At 76.3% G+C, this 19,553-nt stretch carries 12 protein-coding genes; 6 read left to right on the plus strand and 6 right to left on the minus strand.

Translation table 11 applies throughout. The annotated features are described in order from the left end of the window. The first annotated feature begins 117 nt into the window (after positions 1–117). From ACF053_RS05560 to ACF053_RS05575, 4 genes are read left to right on the plus strand one after another with little or no spacing between them, the layout of a single operon-like run. Positions 118–1,434, plus strand: a complete 1,317-nt coding sequence (locus ACF053_RS05560; RefSeq protein ID WP_391952672.1) for a glycosyltransferase family 39 protein — start codon at positions 118–120, stop codon at positions 1,432–1,434. Positions 1,435–1,481: 47 nt separating this feature from the next. Further along, positions 1,482–2,981 (plus strand): glycosyltransferase, encoded by a 1,500-nt coding sequence (locus tag ACF053_RS05565; RefSeq protein WP_391953187.1) that lies wholly within the window; start codon positions 1,482–1,484, stop codon positions 2,979–2,981. Positions 2,982–3,026: 45 nt separating this feature from the next. Then, positions 3,027–5,267 carry a CDP-glycerol glycerophosphotransferase family protein gene (locus tag ACF053_RS05570; RefSeq protein ID WP_391952673.1) on the plus strand — a complete coding sequence of 747 codons (2,241 nt, stop codon included), beginning with the start codon at positions 3,027–3,029 and terminating at the stop codon, positions 5,265–5,267. Next, positions 5,264–6,907 (plus strand): glycosyltransferase family 2 protein, encoded by a 1,644-nt coding sequence (locus ACF053_RS05575; RefSeq protein WP_391952674.1) that lies wholly within the window; start codon positions 5,264–5,266, stop codon positions 6,905–6,907. Before ACF053_RS05570 ends, ACF053_RS05575 begins: the two co-directional genes overlap by 4 nt. Before the next feature lie 231 nt (positions 6,908–7,138). Here ACF053_RS05575 and ACF053_RS05580 read toward each other — a convergent pair whose 3' ends face one another. The 5 genes from ACF053_RS05580 to ACF053_RS05600 form a co-directional block, all read right to left on the minus strand. Then, the gene (locus tag ACF053_RS05580) at positions 7,139–9,403 is read right to left on the minus strand and encodes a bifunctional glycosyltransferase/CDP-glycerol:glycerophosphate glycerophosphotransferase (RefSeq protein ID WP_391952675.1); all 2,265 of its coding nucleotides are present in this window, start codon (positions 9,401–9,403) and stop codon (positions 7,139–7,141) included. A gap of 246 nt (positions 9,404–9,649) precedes the next feature. Then, complete coding sequence (locus tag ACF053_RS05585; protein WP_391952676.1) at positions 9,650–10,318, minus strand: hypothetical protein; 669 nt, start codon at positions 10,316–10,318, stop codon at positions 9,650–9,652. Positions 10,319–10,424: 106 nt separating this feature from the next. Then, positions 10,425–11,369: a carbohydrate ABC transporter permease gene (locus ACF053_RS05590; RefSeq protein WP_391952677.1), complete on the minus strand. Its 945-nt coding sequence runs from the start codon at positions 11,367–11,369 to the stop codon at positions 10,425–10,427. A 162-nt stretch (positions 11,370–11,531) separates the two neighbouring features. Further along, positions 11,532–12,929, minus strand: coding sequence for a carbohydrate ABC transporter permease (locus tag ACF053_RS05595; RefSeq protein WP_391952678.1), 1,398 nt, complete (start codon positions 12,927–12,929; stop codon positions 11,532–11,534). Between the two features lie 4 nt (positions 12,930–12,933). Continuing rightward, positions 12,934–14,310: an ABC transporter substrate-binding protein gene (locus ACF053_RS05600; protein ID WP_391952679.1), complete on the minus strand. Its 1,377-nt coding sequence runs from the start codon at positions 14,308–14,310 to the stop codon at positions 12,934–12,936. Positions 14,311–14,602: 292 nt separating this feature from the next. Between ACF053_RS05600 and ACF053_RS05605 the strand changes: the two genes are divergently transcribed. After that, positions 14,603–15,154: a hypothetical protein gene (locus ACF053_RS05605; protein WP_391952680.1), complete on the plus strand. Its 552-nt coding sequence runs from the start codon at positions 14,603–14,605 to the stop codon at positions 15,152–15,154. 21 nt (positions 15,155–15,175) lie between these two features. Then, on the plus strand, positions 15,176–15,511 hold the full coding sequence (locus tag ACF053_RS05610) for a DUF6355 family natural product biosynthesis protein (protein WP_391952681.1): 336 nt from the start codon (positions 15,176–15,178) through the stop codon (positions 15,509–15,511). Between the two features lie 287 nt (positions 15,512–15,798). Here the strand turns inward: ACF053_RS05610 and ACF053_RS05615 are convergent, their stop codons facing one another. Then, positions 15,799–19,374 (minus strand): FHA domain-containing protein, encoded by a 3,576-nt coding sequence (locus tag ACF053_RS05615; RefSeq protein WP_391952682.1) that lies wholly within the window; start codon positions 19,372–19,374, stop codon positions 15,799–15,801. Between the last annotated feature and the right edge of the window lie 179 nt (positions 19,375–19,553).

Genomic DNA, 19,553 nt, shown 5'->3' on the forward strand with positions numbered 1-19,553 from the left:
CAATTCACCCGCGCGGCCAGAACGGGCGCCCGGGAACTCCGGCGCGGATTAAGTGTGTTAATCGGTGCTTCGCTCGTCCCCGGTGCGTTGCTACGTTCGTCAACCATGTACGGACGAATGTCGTCTCTGTCCTGGGGCGCGAGGAAAGCCCGGATCGTCGTCCTGGGGGTCGCGGCGGTCGCGTTCCTCTCCAAGATGGCGCTCGCCGCCGCCACGCAGGGCCCCGCTGACGTGCGGTTCTTCTATGGATTCGCGCGTGCCATCGCCCTGGCGGGACCCGTGCGCATCTACGCCGAACCCCTCCCGCACCTGCCGGTCTACAACCATCCGCCGTTGGCGAGCTGGATGCTCCTCGCCATGGAGAAACTCATGGGGATCGGGGTTCCGTTCGCCCCGATGATCCGTTTCCCGGCGTGTCTCGCGGATTTTCTCACCGTCCTTCTCGTGTTCGAGGTCGTACGGCGCAGGAGAACCCTCCGGACGGCCACGGCGTGCGCGCTCGGCGCCGCCCTGTGCCCCGTCCTCTTCGGAACGTCCGGCTACCACGGGAACACCGATTCCGTCGCCGTCATGTTCGCCCTCGCCGCCGCCTGGCTGCTCGCCGACCGCGCCCGGTTCGCCACGGCCGGTGTGGCGGCGGCCCTGTGCATCAGCGTCAAGTTCGTCCCCGTGGTGGTCGTCCCGCTGTTGTTCGTCGCCGCCTGGCGGGTCGGACGCCCGGCCTTCGCCCGCTTCACGGCCGGCTTCGCCGCGCTGTTCCTCGCCGTGTGGGGCCCCGTCCTGGCGACCGTGCCGGCCGGGCTGAAGGCGAACGTCCTCGAGTACGCGGGCGGCAACTTCAGCTTCTGGGGCGTCGTGCAGTTCGCGCGCTGGGCGGAGGTCCCCGAGCCGTACATCGCCCTCGTCCGCGGCCCCGGCCACTACCTCGTCGTCGCCGCGATCGTCACCCTCGGCGCCTGGCTCGCCTGGCGCCGCCCCGCCGACACGCCCGTCGCGGTCGCCGTCACCCTCGGCACGCTGCTGCTGCTCAGCACGGCCTCCGGGGTGCAGTACCTCGCCTGGCCCGCCGCCGGACTCTTCGTCATCGGCCTGTGGCCCGGCCTCGCCTACGCCCTCGTCGTCGGCGGCGTCACCACCTCCGTCTACGGGATGCAGCGGCCCGTCCACTGGACCGACACCGAGATGGCGTTCGGCGCCCTCGGCTGGGCCCTGCTCGGTGTCTCCGTCGCCGTCGGCGTCCACCGGATCCTCACCGCCGCGCCCCTCGACATCGCCCGCCCGCGCACCGAACCGGGGCCCGGACCCGCCGCCCACCCGGCGGCCGCCGCGCCACCGGGACCGCACCCCCCGGCCGCCGAGCGGCCGGCACCGCGGCCCCCGGCCGCCGCCCCCGACCAGACCGCCCGCCCCGCAAGAGTGGAGAAGCACCCGTGACGGAAGGCCAGAGCCCCAGCCGCACGCCCCGCATCGGCATCCTGGTGGTGGCGTACAACGCGGAGTCCACCCTGGAGAGGACGCTCGACCGGATCCCGGACGACTTCCGCCCGAGGATCGCCGAGATCCTCGTCCTCGACGACGCCAGCCAGGACGGCACCTTCGCCGCCGGCCGCCGCTGGTCGCAGCGGCCCGGCCGGCCCCCCACCGTCGTCATGCGGCACACCAAGAACCTCGGCTACGGCGGCAACCAGAAGGCCGGGTACGCCCTCGCCGCCCGCCGCGGCCTGGACATCGTCGTCCTCCTCCACGGCGACGGCCAGTACGCCCCCGAACTCCTCCCGCAGCTCGTCGCCCCGCTGGAGCGCGGCGAGGCCGACGCGGTGTTCGGCTCGCGCATGATGCACCCCCGCGACGCCCTGCGCGGCGGCATGCCGCTGTACAAGTGGGTCGGCAACCGCGTCCTGACCCGCGTCGAGAACGGGCTGCTCGGCACCGACCTGAGCGAGTTCCACTCCGGCTACCGCGCCTACCGCGTCGACGCCCTCGACCGCCTGCCCCTCGCCCACAACAGCGACGGCTTCGACTTCGACACGCAGATCATCGTCCAGCTCGCCGACGCCGGCCTGCGCATCCGCGAGATCCCCATCCCCACCCACTACGGCGACGAGATCTGCTACGTCGACGGACTGCGCTACGCCAAGGACGTCGTCAAGGACGTCCTGTCGTACCGGCTCGCGAAGAAGGGTTTCGGCACCTGCGAGTGGATCCCCCAGCCCGCCGGTTACGCCTTCAAGGAGGGTGACGGCTCCTCGCACGCCCTCCTCCTCGACCGGCTGCGCGGTCTGCCGCCCGGCCGCGTCCTCGACGTCGGCTGCTCGGGCGGGCTCTTCGCCGAACGCCTCGAAGCCCTCGGCCACCAGGTCACCGGCATCGACGCCGTCGAGGTCGACGGCGTGCGCGACCGCTGCTCCCGCTTCCTCCTCGCCGACCTGGAGCAGGGCCTGCCCGAGGGCGTCGGCGACGGCTACGACTACGTCGTCGCCGGCGACGTCATCGAGCACCTGTCCCGGCCCGAACGGCTCCTCACCCAGCTCCAGGACGTCCTGCGCCCCGAGGGGCTGGTCCTGCTGTCCGTGCCGAACATCGGCCACTGGTACGCCCGGCTGCGCATCGCCCTCGGCCTGTTCGACTACGACCGGCGCGGCATCCTGGACGCCACCCACCTGCGCTTCTTCAGCCGGGCCAGCCTCCGGCGCACCCTGCGCTCCGCCGGGTACGACGAACTGTCCCTCACCGCGACCGGCGCCCCCTTCTGGTCCGTCCTCGGCGGCGGGCCCCTCGCCCGGGTCCTCGGCCTGCTGTCCAGGGGCCTCACCCGGCTCCGGCCCACCCTCTTCGGCTACCAGTACGTCGCCCAGCTCACCCCGCACGCGGCCCGCACGGTCGTCGCCGGGCAGCACGTGCCCGTCCAGGACATCCTCAACCGCCAGTTCGTCCCCGTCGACCGGCCCACCGACCGGCCCGCCGACCGCGTCGCCGTCTGAGCGCCCGCCCACCGCACCGCCCCCCGACAAGGACCGCCCGTCCCCATGCTCAAGCTCAGCGTCATCGTGTCCGGCCGGGGCCCGCTGCCCCACCTGCGCGCCTGCCTGGACAGCGTCACCGGGCAGGCGTACCCCGGGCTCGACGTCGTCGTGGCCGCCCCCGAGGGCGGCACCGGCGACGACCCCGCCGCCCGCGCCCTCGCCGAGGCCCACGCCCTGCGCGACCCGCGCGTCACCGTCGTCCCCGTCCCCGCCCACGCCCCGGCCGCCCGCGCCCGCGCCGCCGCCGCCCGCGCGGCGAGCGGCGCCTACCTGCACTTCCTCCACCCCTCCGACCGGCTGCCCGCCGGCGCCGCCGAAGCCCTCGCCGACCGCCTCGCCCGCCACCCCGAGCCGCCCGACGTGCTGCTCTGCGACCACCACCGGGCCACCTGGTGGGACGACGCCGCACCCGGCGGCGACGCCCCCGTCCTCACCCGCGGCCACGGCGCCCCCGCCACCGGCCCCGCCCGGCGCCCCGACCTCCTCGACGTGACGCCCCTCCTCGGCAACCGCCTCGTCCGCGCCGGCCTCCTCACCGACCACCCCGGGCTCCTCGACGGCGACGACCCCGACGAGCTGTACCTGGCGTACGCCGTGCTGCTCCTCGCCCGCCACGTCGCCTGCTGCGACACCGCCGCGGTCGTCCACCGCCAGGAGCGGCCCGCGCAGCACCGCGCCGCCGGACCGGACCGGCACTTCGCGGTGTTCCCCCAGTACGAGCGGCTCCACCGGCTCGCCGCCGCCGTGTCCGCCCCGGCCGCGGTCCGGGCCCGGCTGTACGACCGCATGGTCGACGACCACCTCGCCGTGCTGGGCCGCCGCGACGGGCTCACCGCCGCCGAGGCCGCCGCGTACTTCCGCCGCGCCGCCGACCAGACCGCCCGCTTCCGCCCCGAGGGACACCGCCGCCCGGCCGGCGCCGACGGCGTCCGCCACGTGCTCCTTGGCCACCACGCCCACCTGTGCCACCGGTTGCTGTGCCTCGCCGACGAGGGCCGCCGCGCCCTGCGCGCCACGGGCGCCCGCCACCTCCGGCGGGCCGCCGACGCCCGCGACCGGCTCCGCTACCGGCGGGCCCTGCGCCGCCCCGTCGACGAGGACCTCGCCGTCTTCTCCGCCTACTGGGGCCGCGGCGTCCACTGCAACCCGGCCGCCGTCGCCGCCGAACTCGCCGAGCTGGCGCCCGACATCCGGCAGGTCTGGCTCGTCGAACCCGACCGCGTCCCCCTGCTGCCGCCCGGCACCGACCACGCCGTCAACGGCACCGCCCGCGCCTGGGACGTCCTCGCCCGCGCCAAGTACCTGGTCAACAACGTCAACTTCCCCGACCGGGTCGTCAAGCGCCGCGGGACCGTCCACCTCCAGACCCACCACGGCACCCCGCTGAAGGCGATGGGCGTCGACCAGGTCGGCCGCCCCGCCGTCGCCCGCGGCGTGGACTTCGAGGCGCTCCTCGCCCGCGTCGACCGCTGGGACTACAGCCTCTCCGCCAACGCGCACTCCACCGAGACCTGGCAGCGCGCCTACCCCTCCGGCTACCGCACGCTCGCCTACGGCTACCCCCGCAACGACGTGCTGTACCGGGCCACCGCCGCCGACGTGCGCGCCGCCCGCGCCGCCCTCGGCCTCGCCCCCGGGGCCCGCGCCCTGCTCTACGCCCCCACCCACCGCGACCACGAGGACCGCTGGCGCCCCCGCCTGGACCTCGCCCGCCTCGCGGACCGGCTCGGCGACGACACGGTCCTCCTCGTGCGCGGCCACTACTTCCACGCCGACGGGCCCCGCGTCGTCCCCCGCCACCCGCGCGTCCTCGACGTCACCCGCTACGAGCCCGTCGAACGGCTCCTCCTCGCCGCCGACGCCCTCGTCACCGACTACTCGTCGATCATGGTCGACTACGCCAACCTCGACCGGCCGATCGTCGTCCACGCCGACGACTGGGACGTCTACACCGCCACCCGCGGCGTCTGCTTCGACCTCACCGCCGAACCGCCCGGACCCGTCGCCCGCTCCCAGGAGGACCTCACCCGCCTCCTCCTCGACCCCGACGAGTGGGCCGGCGAACCCGCGGCCAAGCTCCGCCACGACTTCCGGCTGCGGTTCTGCCAGTACGACGACGGGCGCGCCGCCGAGCGCGTCGTGCGCCGCGTCTTCCTCGGCGAGGGCGAGGAGAGCCTCCCGCCCGTCCTGCCCCTGGACCGCCGCACCCCCGCCCCGAGCCCGCAGGAGGCCACCCGCCGATGACCACCACCCCCACGGTCACGGTGATCGTCATCGTCCACGACGACGCGGCCCGCCTGCCGCGCGCCGTCGCCTCCGTACGCCACCAGACCCACCGCGCCCTCGAGATCGTCATCAGCGACGACCACTCCACCGACGACACCCCGAAGGTCGCCGCCGAGCTCGCCGCGCGCGACCGCCGCATCCGCGTGCTGCGCCTGGAACGCAACAGCGGCGGCTGCTCCGCCCCCCGCAACCGCGCCCTGGACCTGGCCCGCGCGCCGTTCGTCATGTTCCTCGACAGCGACGACGAACTGCCCCCGAAGGCCGTCGAGCTGCTCCTCGCCGCGCACGACGAGGACGACGTCGACTTCACGATGGGCGCCGTCGAACGCGTCCGCACCGACACCGGCGCCCGCGGCAGGTGGATGCCGTCGTTCTTCGACCGCCGCCGCACCGTCCACGGCCTCGCCGAGGAGCCGCGGCTGCTGTTCGAGCCGCTGTCCACCAACAAGCTGTACCGCAGGGAGTTCCTCGACCGGCACGCCCTGCGCTTCCCCGAGGGCCTGCACTACGAGGACCAGCTGTTCTCCGCCCAGGCGTACACCCTCGCCCGCGCCTTCCGGATCATCACCGAACCCGTCTACCGCTGGTACTACGCCCCGCACGCCCCCGCCGACGCGGCGACCCTCTCCAACCGCCGCCACCTGATCGCCAACGTCCGCGACCGCGTCGAGATCGCCCGGCGCATCGACGCGTTCCTCGCCGCGCACGGCGCCCCCGCCGGCTCCCCGCTGCGCGAGGAGAAGGACCACAAGTTCCTCGCCCACGACCTGCGCCTCTACGCCGGGGACCTGCCCCACCGGGACACCGCCTGGGTCACCGACTTCGCCGCGGAGGTCGTCCCGTACGTCACCGGGCTCGCCCCCGCGGCGTTCGACCGGCTCGGGCGGGTCGACCGGGCCGTGGTCGGGCTGCTCCGCGAGGGCCGGTACGAGGAGGCGCGCAGCGCCGCCCGGGGCCTCGCCCACGGCGTCGGCCCCCGCCGGGTCACCACGGCCGGCGGGCGCGTGTACTGGGGCGGTGCGGTCCCCGCGACGGAGGCGGCCCGCCGCGACCTGGACCTGACCGCCGCGGACCTCACCGGCTGCCCGTTCCACGCGGCCTGGTTCCGCCACGAGATCCTCGACGTCACCCCGGGGCCCGGCGCCACCGCCGACCTCACGGTGCGCACCCACGATCCGGGCGGCCGTCTGCCGCTCGCCCCGGTCCCCGCCCGCGTCCACCTCTCGCCGGCCGGGCGCCGCACCACGGTGCGGCTGCGCCTGGACCCGGCGGGCCGGGGCGTCCACGAGGGGCGCCTGCGCCTGGACCTCGCGGCGGTCGCCCTGCCCGCCTACGGCTTCCGGGGCGTGCGCCACCCGGTGCTGGAGCTCGCGCAGGACGGCGCGGCGAACACCGGCGTCCTGCTGGCGCCGCTCCACTTCGTGCCGTTCACGGTGCCGGGGCCGGGGAACCACCGTGTCACGGTGGAGGCGGAGGGCCGCGACGCGGGCCGCCTCCAGATCCGCTGGGAGCCGCGCGGTCTGGTCGGGCGGCTGCTCGGCCCGGTCGCGCAGCGCGGCCCGGTACGCCGCGCGGCCCGGGCGCTCCGCCACGGCTGACGGCAAGGCCGGGGTGCGTCGCCCCGGCCACGGTGCACCGGCCGGCGACGGGCCCGACGCACCGCCCCGGTGACGGGCCGACGGCCGACGGCGATGGGCCCGACGCACCAGCCCGACGCACCGCCCCGGCGGCGGGCCCTGCGGCCGGCCGACGGCCGTCCGGTGACGCGCCCGACGCACCGCCCCGACGGCCGGCCCTGCCCCGGCCCGGCGCGTCGGGGCCGGCGGGCGTCAGGAGACGGCGGGCGACCCGGCCCCCGTCCGCTGCGGGACCAGCGGGCCGCCCGCGCCGGGCGGCGTCCCCGGCGCGGGCGCGGGCCGCCGCTCTCCCGGCGGGACGACCGCCGGCAGCGCCTCCGGGGGCTCGCCGAGGAACACGTGCCGCACCACGCGCTCCGCGGCGTGCCCGTCGTCGTACGGGCAGAACCGCGCCCGGAACGCGGCGCGCAGCCGCGCCGAGCGGGAGCCGCGCCAGTGGCCGCTCGCGAAGATGTCGATCAGCTCGTCCTCGCAGCGGGCGACCGCGCCCGGCGGGCATTCCCGCACGTCGAAGTAGGTGCCCCGGGCCGCCTGGTACGCCTCCCAGTCCGCCGTGTGGAGCACGATCGGCCGATCGAGGGCCGCGTAGTCGAACATGATCGACGAGTAGTCCGTGACGAGCGCGTCGGAGGCCAGGCACAGTTCCTCCACCGACGGGTGGGCCGACACGTCGAGGATCCGCGGGTGCTCGGGGAACCGGCCCGGGTCGCCGTGGGTCGGGTGGCTGCGGGCGAGGAGCGTGAAGCGCGGCCCGAGCGCCGTCACCACCCGCTCCAGGTCCACCATCCGGGGCTGCGGCGTGACGTAGTCGCGGTGCGTCGGCGCGTACAGGACCGCCGTGTGGCCCTCGGGGACGCCGAGCGCCGCGCGCAGGGCGGCGACGTCCTCGGCGGTGGCCCGGTGGAACACGTCGGTGCGCGGCGAGCCGTACTCCAGCGTCCGGTACGCCGCCGGGTAGACCCGCTCGAACACCGTCGTCGAGTGCCGGTTGCCGGACACCAGGTAGTCCCACTTGTCGACGGACCGCAGCAGCTCGGCGAAGTCCGTCGAGCCGCCCGCCGCCGGCCGGTGCCGGAGGTCCAGGCCCATGTGCTTGAGCGGCGTGCCGTGCTGGGTCTGCACCAGCACCTGGCCGCGCCGCTTCACCAGCCGCCGGTCGAGGTTGACGTTGCTCACCAGGTACCGGGAGCGGGCCAGCGCCGTCCAGTAGGCGGCGGTGCCGGGCCGCAGCGGGCGCGGGCCCGGCGGCAGGGTGTGGGCGTGTTCGGGGGCGCACACCCAGGCCGTGCGCATCCCCGGCACCAGCTCCCGCACGCGCTGCTCCAGGGCGGCGGGGGAGCAGGCGTACCCCCGGTTCCAGTACGCGCTGAACACGGCGTGCCCCGGCCGGACCGGCAGCAGCAGCTGGATCCGGTAGTGGACCTGGAGGAGCGCCGCGCGCAGCCCGCGCAGCACGGCCCGGCCGCGCCGGGTGGCGCGCGTCCGCAGGCCCCGCGCGGCGGTGATCGCCCGGAAGGCGCGGTGCGCCCCCAGCCGGACCAGCGCGTGCCGCAGCCGGGTGGTGGCCTTCGGCGCGGGGCCGGGCGTGCGGTAGCGCCGGTAGTGGGCGCGGGCGCGGCGGAAGAACGCGGCGCGGGTGCCCCGGGGCAGCCGGCCGCGCGCGGTGAACACGGACGTGAAGTGGTCGGCCATCCGCCGGAACAGCGGCGCCCGCCACCGCTCCAGGTCGGGCCGCGCGTCGAGGAAGGCGAACAGCCGGTCGTACTGGTCGAAGATCTCGAAGTGCCGCCGCGAGGTGGTGCGCAGGATGCTCCCGGCGCGCCGCTGCCGGTAGTGGACGCAGACCCGGTCCAGCGTGGCGAGGGACCGCGCGGTCATCAGCACCGGGTAGGTCCACGGCGTGTCCTCGTAGAAGCCGGGGAAGAAGCGGAACCCCTCCCGCGCCAGGAACTCCCGCTGGTACGCCTTGTTCCACACCACCATCAGGACGTGCAGCAGCCCGGGGCGGTCGTCGAGGGTGAACGGCACGGGCCCCGTCTCGGCGAGGTGGCGGCGGAACTCGTGGCCGACGGTCTCCCCGGACCAGTAGGTGCGGGCGTAGTCGTAGACGAGGACCTCCGGCGAGCCGGTCTCCTCCAGCCGGTCGGCGATCGCGCGGAAGGCACCCGGCACGAGGGTGTCGTCGCCGTCGAGGAAGAGCACGTAGTCGCCGGTGGCGCGGTCGAGGCCGGCGTTGCGCGCGGGCCCGAGCCCGCGGTGCCCGGGCAGGTGGAGGGCGAGGACCCGGCCGTCCCGGGCGGCGAACTCGTCGATGACGGCACCGCTCCCGTCGGGCGAGCAGTCGTCCACGGCGATGAGCTCGAAGTCCTCGAACGACTGCGAGAGCACCGACTCCAGGCACGCGTGCAGGTAGGACTGGACGTTGTACGCGGGGACGATGACGCTGAACCGGGGCATGGCCCGGGAACGTCCGATGGACCGACCGGGTTACGCGGCGCGTGGCATCCGGGGGACGTCCCCGCCACCGCCCCCGCGATCACCGGCCGGCGGCCGCGCGGGCGGGGTGGGGCGCCGGTACGGGTGGTGACCGGGTGTCAGTACCGCGCCGCCGGCGCCACTGCGCGCGTCACCCCCCTGCGGAGGTGGGGCGACCCGGGGTGGCGGCCCAGGCGTGGGGTGGCGGCTCAGGCGTGGGGTGGCGGCTCAGGCGTGGGGCGCGGCGCAGATGACGTCGTACGGGCGGCCGATGGCCAGGGTCAGCTCCATCGGCTCGGTCGTGCCGGCGGGGCAGTTCTCCTTGCCCTCGACGAGGCCCAGCACCCGGTACGTGCCGGACCCGCCGGAGGCGCAGGCCACCTCCTGGGCGGTGGACGTCACGCAGTCGCCCTTCACCAGCTGACCCCCGCCGGCGCCCGCGTCGCCGGGGTGGTCGCCGGAGAGGTTGCGGCCGCAGACCGTCTTGGTGGGGATGCCGCCGCCCTTGTCGGGGTCACTGCCGTACGAGACGCTCACCCGGATGATCAGGTCCGTCCCGGCCGGGCACTGCACGGAGCCGGGCAGGAAGCTCGCCGGCATGACCTTCAGCGCGCTGAACGTCGCCCCCGGGTCGTCGCAGGCGAACGCCCGGTAGCCGTCGGGCCGGTCGTCCGGGTCGGGACCGCCGCAGTCGCCGACGTCCCACGACCCGCCCGGACCGCCGGAGGCCGGCGCGGCGGACGACGACGGGGGCGCGGAGGAGGCGCCGCCGCCGTCGTCGCCGAAGAGCTTCGACGCCCCGTACCCGAGGCCGAGCATCACGGCGACCACGACCACGAACGCCAGGCACCCGGAACTCCCGCGCCCCGCGTCCGCTGTTCCGCCTCGCGTGACCATGGTCCGGCTCCTTCGCGTCCGACAGGGGTGGCCCGTACCGAGGGGGACGCGCCGCGCCCGGCGCGCGGTTCCGGCGCCGGGCCCCCGACGCGCCCCGCCCGGGCCGTCACTTCACCGCGCCGGCCATCACCCCCGACACGAACTGCCGCTGGAACGCGAAGAACACCGCCAGCGGGATCACCATCGACACGAACGCGCCCGGCGCGAGCACGTCGATGTTGTTGCCGAACTGGCGGACCTGCTGCTGGAGCGCCACCGTGATCGGCGGCGAGTCCGAGTCGGCGAAGATCAACGCGATCAGCATGTCGTTCCAGACCCACAGGAACTGGAAGATGCCGAGCGAGGCGATCGCCGGACCGCCCAGCGGCAGCACCACCCGGGCGAACAGCCGGATCTCGCCCGCCCCGTCGAGCCGGGCCGCCTCCAGCAGCTCCCGGGGGATCTCCGCGAAGAAGTTGCGCAGCAGGAAGATGGCGAAGGGCAGCCCGAACGCCGTGTGGAACAGCACCACGCCGAGCGTCGTCTCGAAGATGCCGACCTCGCCGAAGAGCTTCGACACGGGCACCAGCGCCACCTGCACCGGCACCACCAACAGCCCCACCACCGCGAGGAACCACCAGTCCCGGCCCGGGAACTCCATCCACGCGAAGGCGTACCCGGCGAACGAGCCGATCAGCACGACCAGCACCGTCGCCGGAACGGTGATCAGCGCGGTGGAGAGGAGCGAGTCGGTGATCGTCTCGTTGCGCAGGATCGCCGCGTAGTTGTCGGCCGTCAGCTGCGCCGGCGCGGTGAGCGCCCGCCACCAGCCGCTGGAGTTGATGTCGGAGGGCGAACGCAGCGAGGACAGCAGCAGCCCGACCGTCGGCATCAGCCAGAACAGGGCCACCACCACCAGGAACACCTGCACGGCCCCACCGGCCAGCCGCGACACGACCCGCGCGGCCGTCCGGGGTGCGGGCCGCGGCGACGGGGCCGGGGCGGAGGCGGGGGTGGAGGCCGGTGGCGGGACCGCGGACGGGGCCGGCGCCGGGGCGTCATGAGAGGTCATCGCCGCGTCTCCCTCCGGATGCGCCGGACGTTGCTGTGTGTGCCCGGGGGGCGACCCCCGGACCCCCGGCAGGAGTGGGTCATCGCCGCGTCTCCCTCCGGATGCGCCGGACGTTGCTGTGTGTGCCCGGGGGGCGACCCCCGGACCCCCGGCAGGAGTGGGTCATCGCCGCGTCTCCCTCCGGATGCGCCGGACGTTGAAGAACATCACGGGGATCACCGACAGCAGCAGCAGGACCGAGATGGCGCTGCCCACGCCCAGGTGGGCGTCGGTGCCGAACGACGAGCGGTACAGCTGGAGCGCCAGGACGTTCGCGTCGTCCTGGACCGAGCCCGGCGCGATGATGAAGACCAGGTCGAAGATCTTCAGCACGTTGATCATCAACGTCACCAGCACCACCGCGAGTACCGGCGCGAGCAGCGGCACGGTCACGCGGCGGAACACCTGCCACTCGCTGGCGCCGTCCACGCGGGCCGCCTCCAGCAGCTCGCGCGGCAGCCCGGCGAGGCCCGCCGCGATGAGGACCATCGCGAAGCCCGCCCACATCCACACGTAGCTGCCGATGACGGCGGGCGTGACGAGGGTCGGGCCCAGCCAGTCGACGCCGTTGTACGGCTCCCGGAAGTTCGACGCCGGCAGGCGCAGCAGCGCGCCGTCCGCCGCCGCGGGCAGGGTGAACGAGCCGTCCGCCGCCGCCTTCGCCGTGGCGACGACCCGCCCGTCCTTCACCGCCTCGATCGTCAGCCCCTTCAGCCCCAGCTCCCGGGGGTCGACGGTGTTCGCCGTGCCCCCGCCGCCGCGGCTGAAGTCCAGCCACGCCGTACCGGTCACCTTCCCCGGCTCCGCGGCGGGCTCGCGCGCCGGGCGGGCGTCGTCCGGCATCTTCGCGGGCGCCACGCCGATCAGCGGCAGCCGCGCGGGCGTCCCGGCCCGTACCGGCTCCTCCGTGACGAACGCGCCGCCACCCGCCGCCTCCAGCGGGTGGACCGGGAGCGGCCGCGCCTTCGGGTAGCCGGCCGACTCGGCGAACGTGTCGTGGACGCCGACCCACACCGCGTTCGCCACACCGCGGTCCGGGTCCTGCTCGTACACGAGCCGGAAGATGATCCCCGCGGCGAGCATCGAGATGGCCATCGGCATGAAGACGACCAGCTTGAAGGCGGTGCCCCAGCGGACCCGTTCGGTGAGGACGGCGAAGATCAGGCCGAGTGCCGTGGCCACGGCCGGGGCGACGACCACCCAGACCACGTTGTTCCGCACGGCCGTCATGATCGTGTCGTCGGTGAAGATCTCGACGTAGTTGTCCAGGCCGGCGAAGCCCGCGCCGGACCGGTCGAAGAAGGACCGCTGGACCGAGTACCCGATCGGGTAGACCACGAGCGCGCCCAGCAACGCCAGCGCGGGGAGCAGGAAGCCCGCCGCGACGAGACCGCGGGTCCCGGTGACGCCCTTCCGCGAGGCCCGCCGGGACCCCCGCCGCGGCGCGCCGGGCGGTCCGGCGGGCGGCGGGAGGGCGTCACCGGGCGGGGGAGCGGTGCCCGGAGGGGGGACGGTTGCCACGGCGTCAGCCCCCGTTCTCGTACGCCTTGGCCGCGTCGGCCTCCAGCCGTGCCTGCGTCCCCGCGATGTCCTTCGGGTTCTTCAGGAAGTCCTGCAGCGCCTTCCACTCGCCCTTGCCGGGCGTGCCGCCGAAGGACTGCGGCATCTGGTCCGACATGTCGAAGCGGAAGTCGTCGCCGGCGGCGATCAGCGCCTTCGCGATGGAGCGCTGCACGTCGTTCGGGTACGCGGCCGGGTCCAGCGACTTGTTCGGCGACAGGAAGCCCCCCTCGCCCGCCCAGACGGCGGCCGCGTCGGGGGAGGCGAGGAACGTCAGCAGCGCCTGCGCGGCCGGCTTGGCCGTCAGCGCGACCGCCACGTCGCCGCCCGTGACGACGGGCGCCTCGCCGTCGCCGACGGCCGGGAACGGGAAGACCTTCGCGTCCGTACCGACCTTCGCCTCCGTCTGGGCGATGTTGATCGACACGAAGTCGCCCTCGAAGACCATGGCCGCCTTGGGCGCGTCCCCACCGGTGAACGTCTGCGTCACCGAGGCGGGGAACTCCGTCTGGAGCGCCCCGGCCGCGCCGCCCGCGATCAGCTCCGGCCGGCCGAACAGCTCGCCGAGCGTCCCGAGCGCCCGGGCCACGGACGGGTCGGTCCACTTGATGCGGTGCTTGGCCAGCTGGTCGTACTTCTCCGGGCCCGCCTGCGACAGGTAGACGTTCTCGAACCAGTCCGTCAGCGTCCAGCCGTCCGCGCCGCCGATGGACACGGGCGTGACGCCGGAGGCGGAGATCGTCTCGGCGGTGGCGAGGAACTCCTTCCACGTCTTCGGCTCGGACGCGCCCGCGTTCTCGAAGACGGCGGCGTTGTACCAGACGAGGGACTTGTTGGCGGTCTTGAAGTACACGCCGTACTGCGTGCCCTCGACCGCGCCGAGGTCCTGCCAGCCACGGGAGTAGTTCCGGGTGAGCTGCGCCTTCGTCGCGGCGTTCACCGGTTTGGCCCAGCCCCGCTCGACCGCCTGGTGGAGGGCGCCCACCTGCTGGAGCATCGCCACGTCGGGCGGAGCGCCACCGGCGATCTTCGTGCCGATGTAGTTGAGCATCGCGTCCTGGGTGGGCACGTAGGAGACGCGCGCGCCGGTGCGCTTCTCGAACTCCTTCAGCACCTTGGTGAACGCCTCCTGCTCCGGCCCCGTCCACACCGCGACGACCTGGAGCGTCTGGCCGTCCAGCTTCGGCAACCGGACCGTCTCCGCCGGCCCGGTGGCGCTCGCGCCCCCGGACGGGCCGTCCCCGTCCCCGTCGTTCCCGCCGCAGCCCGCCAGCGCGAGGGCGAGGGCCCCCGTGGCGGCGACGACCGCGACGGCCGTGCGCATGCGCGCAGTTGTCCGCATCACTGCCCCGTCTCTCCCGTGTGCGTCGTCCTTCGTGATCCGGTCTACGCCGGGTGCGGGGGCCCCGCAATACCGCCTTCCGCCCCTCCTCCCCGATCGTGATGGCCTCGTGACGTGCCGTCACGGGCGCGTCGCGCCCGTCCTGACGCTTCGAGGAAATTCGAAAGGCTTCGGGGGCGGTGGCCCGGGCCCGACGATGAGGAGGGTCCGAGCCGGGGGTCCTCCTCCGGTCGCGGCGACGCGCTGCTCCTCGGACGGAAGGCCGCACGTTCCCCACGACAGAGGGAGAAAGATGTCACGGCTCGACTCCTCGACGGCGCGCCCCGGAAGGCTGTGGGCAGCCGTCGTGTCGCTCTTCGCCCTGTCCTTCGCGTTCGCGCCGGGCGCCCACGCGGTGACGGCGGACCGGCCGGCGGCCACCGCCCGGCAGGGCAGCGCCGCGCCGGCCGCCGACCGTGCCTCGGGCGACCGCTGGCTGGCGTTCTCACCGGACGGCGAGGTGACGGTCCAGGGCGCCGACAACTGCCGGCCCGACTGGTCCACGGTGGGCGTGGTCTGCGTCAACGTGGGCGGGAACGGCTTGTTCGTCTCCCGCGTGAGCGGGATCTACGACCGGCTGAGCTACTGGATCTGCAACAAGGAGTTCCACCTCTGGGGTTACTACGAGAACGGTCAGCAGTGGCACCGCAACGGTGTCGCGGGGTGCGGTGTCGGGCGGGTGTGGGTCGACTTCGACCTCAACGCCAACATGAAGCACGGCTCCCAGATCTGCGCCGACATGAAGGAGTACAACCAGGGCTCCTGGCACGCCAACGGCTTCCCGTGCGTGACGATCTCCCGCTGACCGGACGGAAGGGGAAGAACGATGTTCAAGAGCAGACTGGCCTCCGCCACCGCGGCCCTCGCGTTGACGGCCGCGGTCACCGGTGGACTCACGACCGGGACCGCGGTGGCCGACAGCAAGCGGGCGGGCGTCGGCAGTCCGGCCTCGGTGGCGTCCCTGGACTGCGGGTACGACACCGACTTCTTCGGGATCATGGCGTACTACACCCACTGCGACCCCGTCACCCGGGTGCAGGTCTGGGTGGAGGTGTCGGGGTCGACCGGGGGCCCGCGGCTGGGGTGCTTCGGGCCGGGTGAACACAAGCTCGGCCTGGCCAGCGTCTACACCAACGCCTGGTACGCCGGCGCGCGCTGCTGACGACTCCGGGCGCGGGTCGACGCGCCCCGGCCGGTGATGTCGCCCGTGCGGGTGCGGGGGCCCGTGCGGGTGCCGGGGCTGGGGCCGTCGGGGTGCCGGGCGGGTGCCGGGGGCCGGGGGCCGGGTGCCGGCGGGTGCCGGGGGGCGGAGGCCGATGCCGGTCCGGGAGTGCCGGGGGCCGGTGCCGGTCCGGGCCCTGCGCGCTGCCCGCTCGGGTCGATCTCCGCGCACGTGATGACGGCGGACCCCGGCGGCCACGGATCCGTGGCCGCCGGGGTCCGCGCGCGTCACCGCGCGGTGCCCGCCGTGCCGGAGGTGGGGGCGAGCGGCGGCACCGGGAGCGCCTCGACCGAGCGGGCCGCCCGGTCCAGCGCGCTCGCCAGCAGGGCCAGGTCCGTCGGGCCGTTGCCGAGCTCCCGCAGCGGGCGGCGGGCCGGCGGGTCGCCCATGCGCTCCCACTCCAGCGGGACGACCGTGGGCCGCAGCGTCGCCGTGCGCGGGATGCGCCCGGTGACCCGGCCCGCCTGGAACGGCGTCACCCGCCCGTCGGGGTGGCCCAACCGCCCCCGGCCCGGGGCGGGGTCGTCCGGCCCCGGGGCCGCCGGCGGCGCGTCCAGCACCACCCGCAGCCGAGCCCGGCGGGCCAACTCCGTGTCCGCCGTGCGCTCCGGGCTCGCCGAGGACGCCACCAGGTGGACGCCCAGCCGCTCGCCGTCCCGCGCCACCGCCTCCAGCGCCCGGACGACCGAACCGGCTGCCGGCCGGCCCGGGCTGCCGAGCGCGGGGGCGACCAGCGCGTCGTAGTCGTCGACCAGCACGACGAGACGGGGGAGCGGCGGGGGCGCCCCGCTCCCGGCCCGGTCGGCCGGCCCCCCGGCGGCGCGCGGCCGGGGCGGGCCGCCGGCCGCCGGGGGCCGCGCCTCCCCGCCGCGCTGCTCCGGCAGTGCCGGTTCGCCCGGCGGCCGGCCCACCGGCACGGCCTGCCCCGTCGGGCCGGCCGGCCCGGGCTGCCCGGGCACCCCGGGGTGCGTGCGCTCGCCGGGGCGCCCCGGCTCGGACCGCTCGCCCGGCCGGTTGCCGAACCACTCGTCCTGCCGTCCGCCCGGTCGGCCTTCGGGGCCGGTGTACCGGTCCGTGAAGTCCTCGTGCCCCAGCAGCTCGGCCCGGCGCTTCAGCTCCGCGCCGAGCGACTGGGCGAAGGCCCGCATCCGTACCGGGTCGGAGGCGACCAGGTGCTCCGTGACGTGCGGCAGGTCCGTGCACGGACCGAGCCCCTCGCCCCGCTCCCCGCCTGCGCCGTCCACCAGCAGCAGCCCCAGCAGGTCGGGGCGGGACGCCGCGGCCAGCGAGGCGGCGACCGCGCGCAGCAGCTCCGTACGGCCGCTGCCCGCCGGGCCCTCCACCAGGAGATGCGGGCCCTCGGCCGTCAGGTCCACCCGGACCGGGCCGCGCGGACCGGTGCCCAGCACCGCCGTACCGTCCGGGGCGGACGCCCAGCGGGCCATCAGGGACGCGGGCGTGGCCCGGGCCAGCTCCAACTCGTCGAGGAGGCGCGACGACCGCGGCAGCGCCGCCGACGCGGCCCGGCCGCGCGGGGCGGGGCCCTCCGCCCGCAGCGGCGCCAGGGACCGGGCGAACCGTTCGGCCCACGCCCCCGACACCGCGTCGACCGTCGCCACCGTGCCGTGGCCCACCGGATGCCCACCCGCCGCGCGCAGCACGCGCAGCGCCGTCGCCACGTCCCCCGTCAGCAGGCCGACCGCGCCGCACTCCCGGAAGGGCAAGGACGCGGCGCACGCCGTCTCGTACGCGGCGGCGACCGGGAACACCGCCGACGCGGGCGCCGTCTCGGCCAGGCAGACCAGGTGGATGCCGGCCGCCGCGCCCGCCCCGGCGAGCCGGGCCGTCGTCTCGCGCAGCGCCGCCGTGCCCGGGTCGCCGTCGACGACCACCACCGTGTACGGCCCGGGCGCCTGCGCGCCCCCCGCGGCGTACGCCCGGTCGAACCGCTCCGCCGCCTCCGCGACCGTCCGGGCGTCGGCGTCGGCCCAGCCGGGCCCGAGGAGCCCGTCGTCCAGGCGCCGGGTCAGCTCGGCGGCGCGGGCCGCCGCCTGGTCGCGGTCGTACGCCAGGAGAAGCCGGCAGTCCTGTCCGTGTGCCGGCCGCGTGTGCGGCAGCCAGCCGAGCCACGACCAGTCGCGCCTGCGCTCCTCGACGGGCCGCGCCCGGTCCGCGCTGATCAGCACGATCTCCAGGTCGGCCGGGGCGTGCAGGGCGGCCAGCTGCGCCACCACCGAGCGGGTCAGGCCGATCAGCCGGGCGCGCGGCCCGGCCAGGCCGAGCGACCCGGCCTCGCGCAGCCCCACGGTCACCGGGACCGCCGCCAGCTCGGCCCGGTCGGTGGTGCCGAGCCGGACCACGAGCGACTCGGGGTGGCCGGGCGCCCGCTCCCAGACCCGGGGGCCGGGCCCGAGGGCGGTCAGCAGCACCGCGGCCGGGTCCGGCCACGCCTCGGCGGACCGCCCGTACGGAACGGCGCCCTCCCGGCCGGGGGCCGCCCCTTCGCTCGCGGCGCCCTCGCGGCCGGTGTCGCCGTCCGTACGGCCGCCCGCCAGGCGGCGCGCCCACGCCCCTATGCCGCGCCGGCGCTGCGGTTCACCGGGCAGCACCGTGCCCCGCGCGGGCGTGGCCTGCGCCGGCGCCGCCGGTACGTCACCGCCGGGCGCCGCGGACCGGCCGTGCGGCGCCGTGCCCCCGGGCGGTACCGCGCCCGGGGCGAACTCCTGGTCGCGGGCCAGCCCGTCGTACGGCTGCCGCGCCCCGGGCACCATGCCCGGCGGCCCATCGCCGTACCCGGCGGCCGTGCCGTACGCGGGCCCGCTGCCGCTGCCGCTGCCGCTGCCGGTGCCCGCCCCGCCGCCGCGCCCGGTCGTCGCCCCGCCGCCGTCCGGCGTCCCGGGGCCGCCCGGGCCGCTCCGGCCGTACGCGGGGGCGCCCGCCGCGCCGCCGCCCGCGGCCGCCACGGACCCCGCCGCCGGCCCCGCAGCCGACGGACCGGCCCCCGCGCCGGCGGCCACGGACCCCGCGCCGGGCGCGCCGGCCGCGCCCGCGTCGCCCGCGTCCCCGGGTCCCGCCGCGCGGGCCGGCAGCGTCACCCGTACGTGCCCCTCGCCGTCCGGCACCGTGGCCGGCCCCGGCCCGCCGGCCGCCGCACCACGCCCGCCGCCCGGCGCACCGCCGCGGGCGTCCGCGCCCGGCGCCACCGGCCCGGCGGCGCCCACCACGAGCCGCAGCACCGACTCGCCCACCCGCAGCAGCGCGCCCGGGACGAGCCGCACCGGGCGGTCGCCGACGGGCTTGCCGTCCAGGGTCGTGCCGTTCGTCGAGCCCAGGTCCGCGACGGCCACCCGGCCGTCGTCGCCCACGCGCACCACGCAGTGCAGACGGGACACGTCGGGATCGTCCAGCGGGACGTCGGCGTCGGCGGACCGTCCCACGCGGACGTCACCCGGATGGAGCAGGTGCACCCCGCCCGCGTCCGGCCCCGCCACCACGTGCAGACGGGCCGCGGTGTCGTCCGGGGCCACCGCGTCCTCCGCGGGCACCTGGAGCGCCAGGACCGCGCCGTCCACCAGCGGCGGTTCGCCCAGGGCGCTGCGCTGGAGGTCGAGCCGGTCGCGCCCGGCGTACAGCACGACGGGCCCCGCGCCCGCCGCGCCGTCCGGCCCGGCGACGGCGGTGGCGAGGCCGGACGCCACGGCGGCCAGCGCGGTGCCCGCGGGGGCGGTGACGAGCACGTCGCACGCGCGCCGCGCGGTCTGCCCGCCGGGCGGCGCAGCGAGGACGGTCAGCCGGATCTGCATCGCCGTCAGCGGTCCCTTCTGCGCGGCGCGCCCGGCGGCAGGGGGACGGGGCCCTCGGTCTCCCCCCACCCGCGCGCGGACGCGTCGTCCGGTACAGGTCGGCACGGCCCGCGGGGCTCCCGACCCCGCGGTGCGCCGTGCAGGTGCATCCTCGCACCTGCCACCGACACCGCGCCCGC

The organism is Streptomyces kanasensis (assembly GCF_043077165.1).
In the GTDB taxonomy this organism is placed as follows: domain Bacteria; phylum Actinomycetota; class Actinomycetes; order Streptomycetales; family Streptomycetaceae; genus Streptomyces; species Streptomyces changanensis.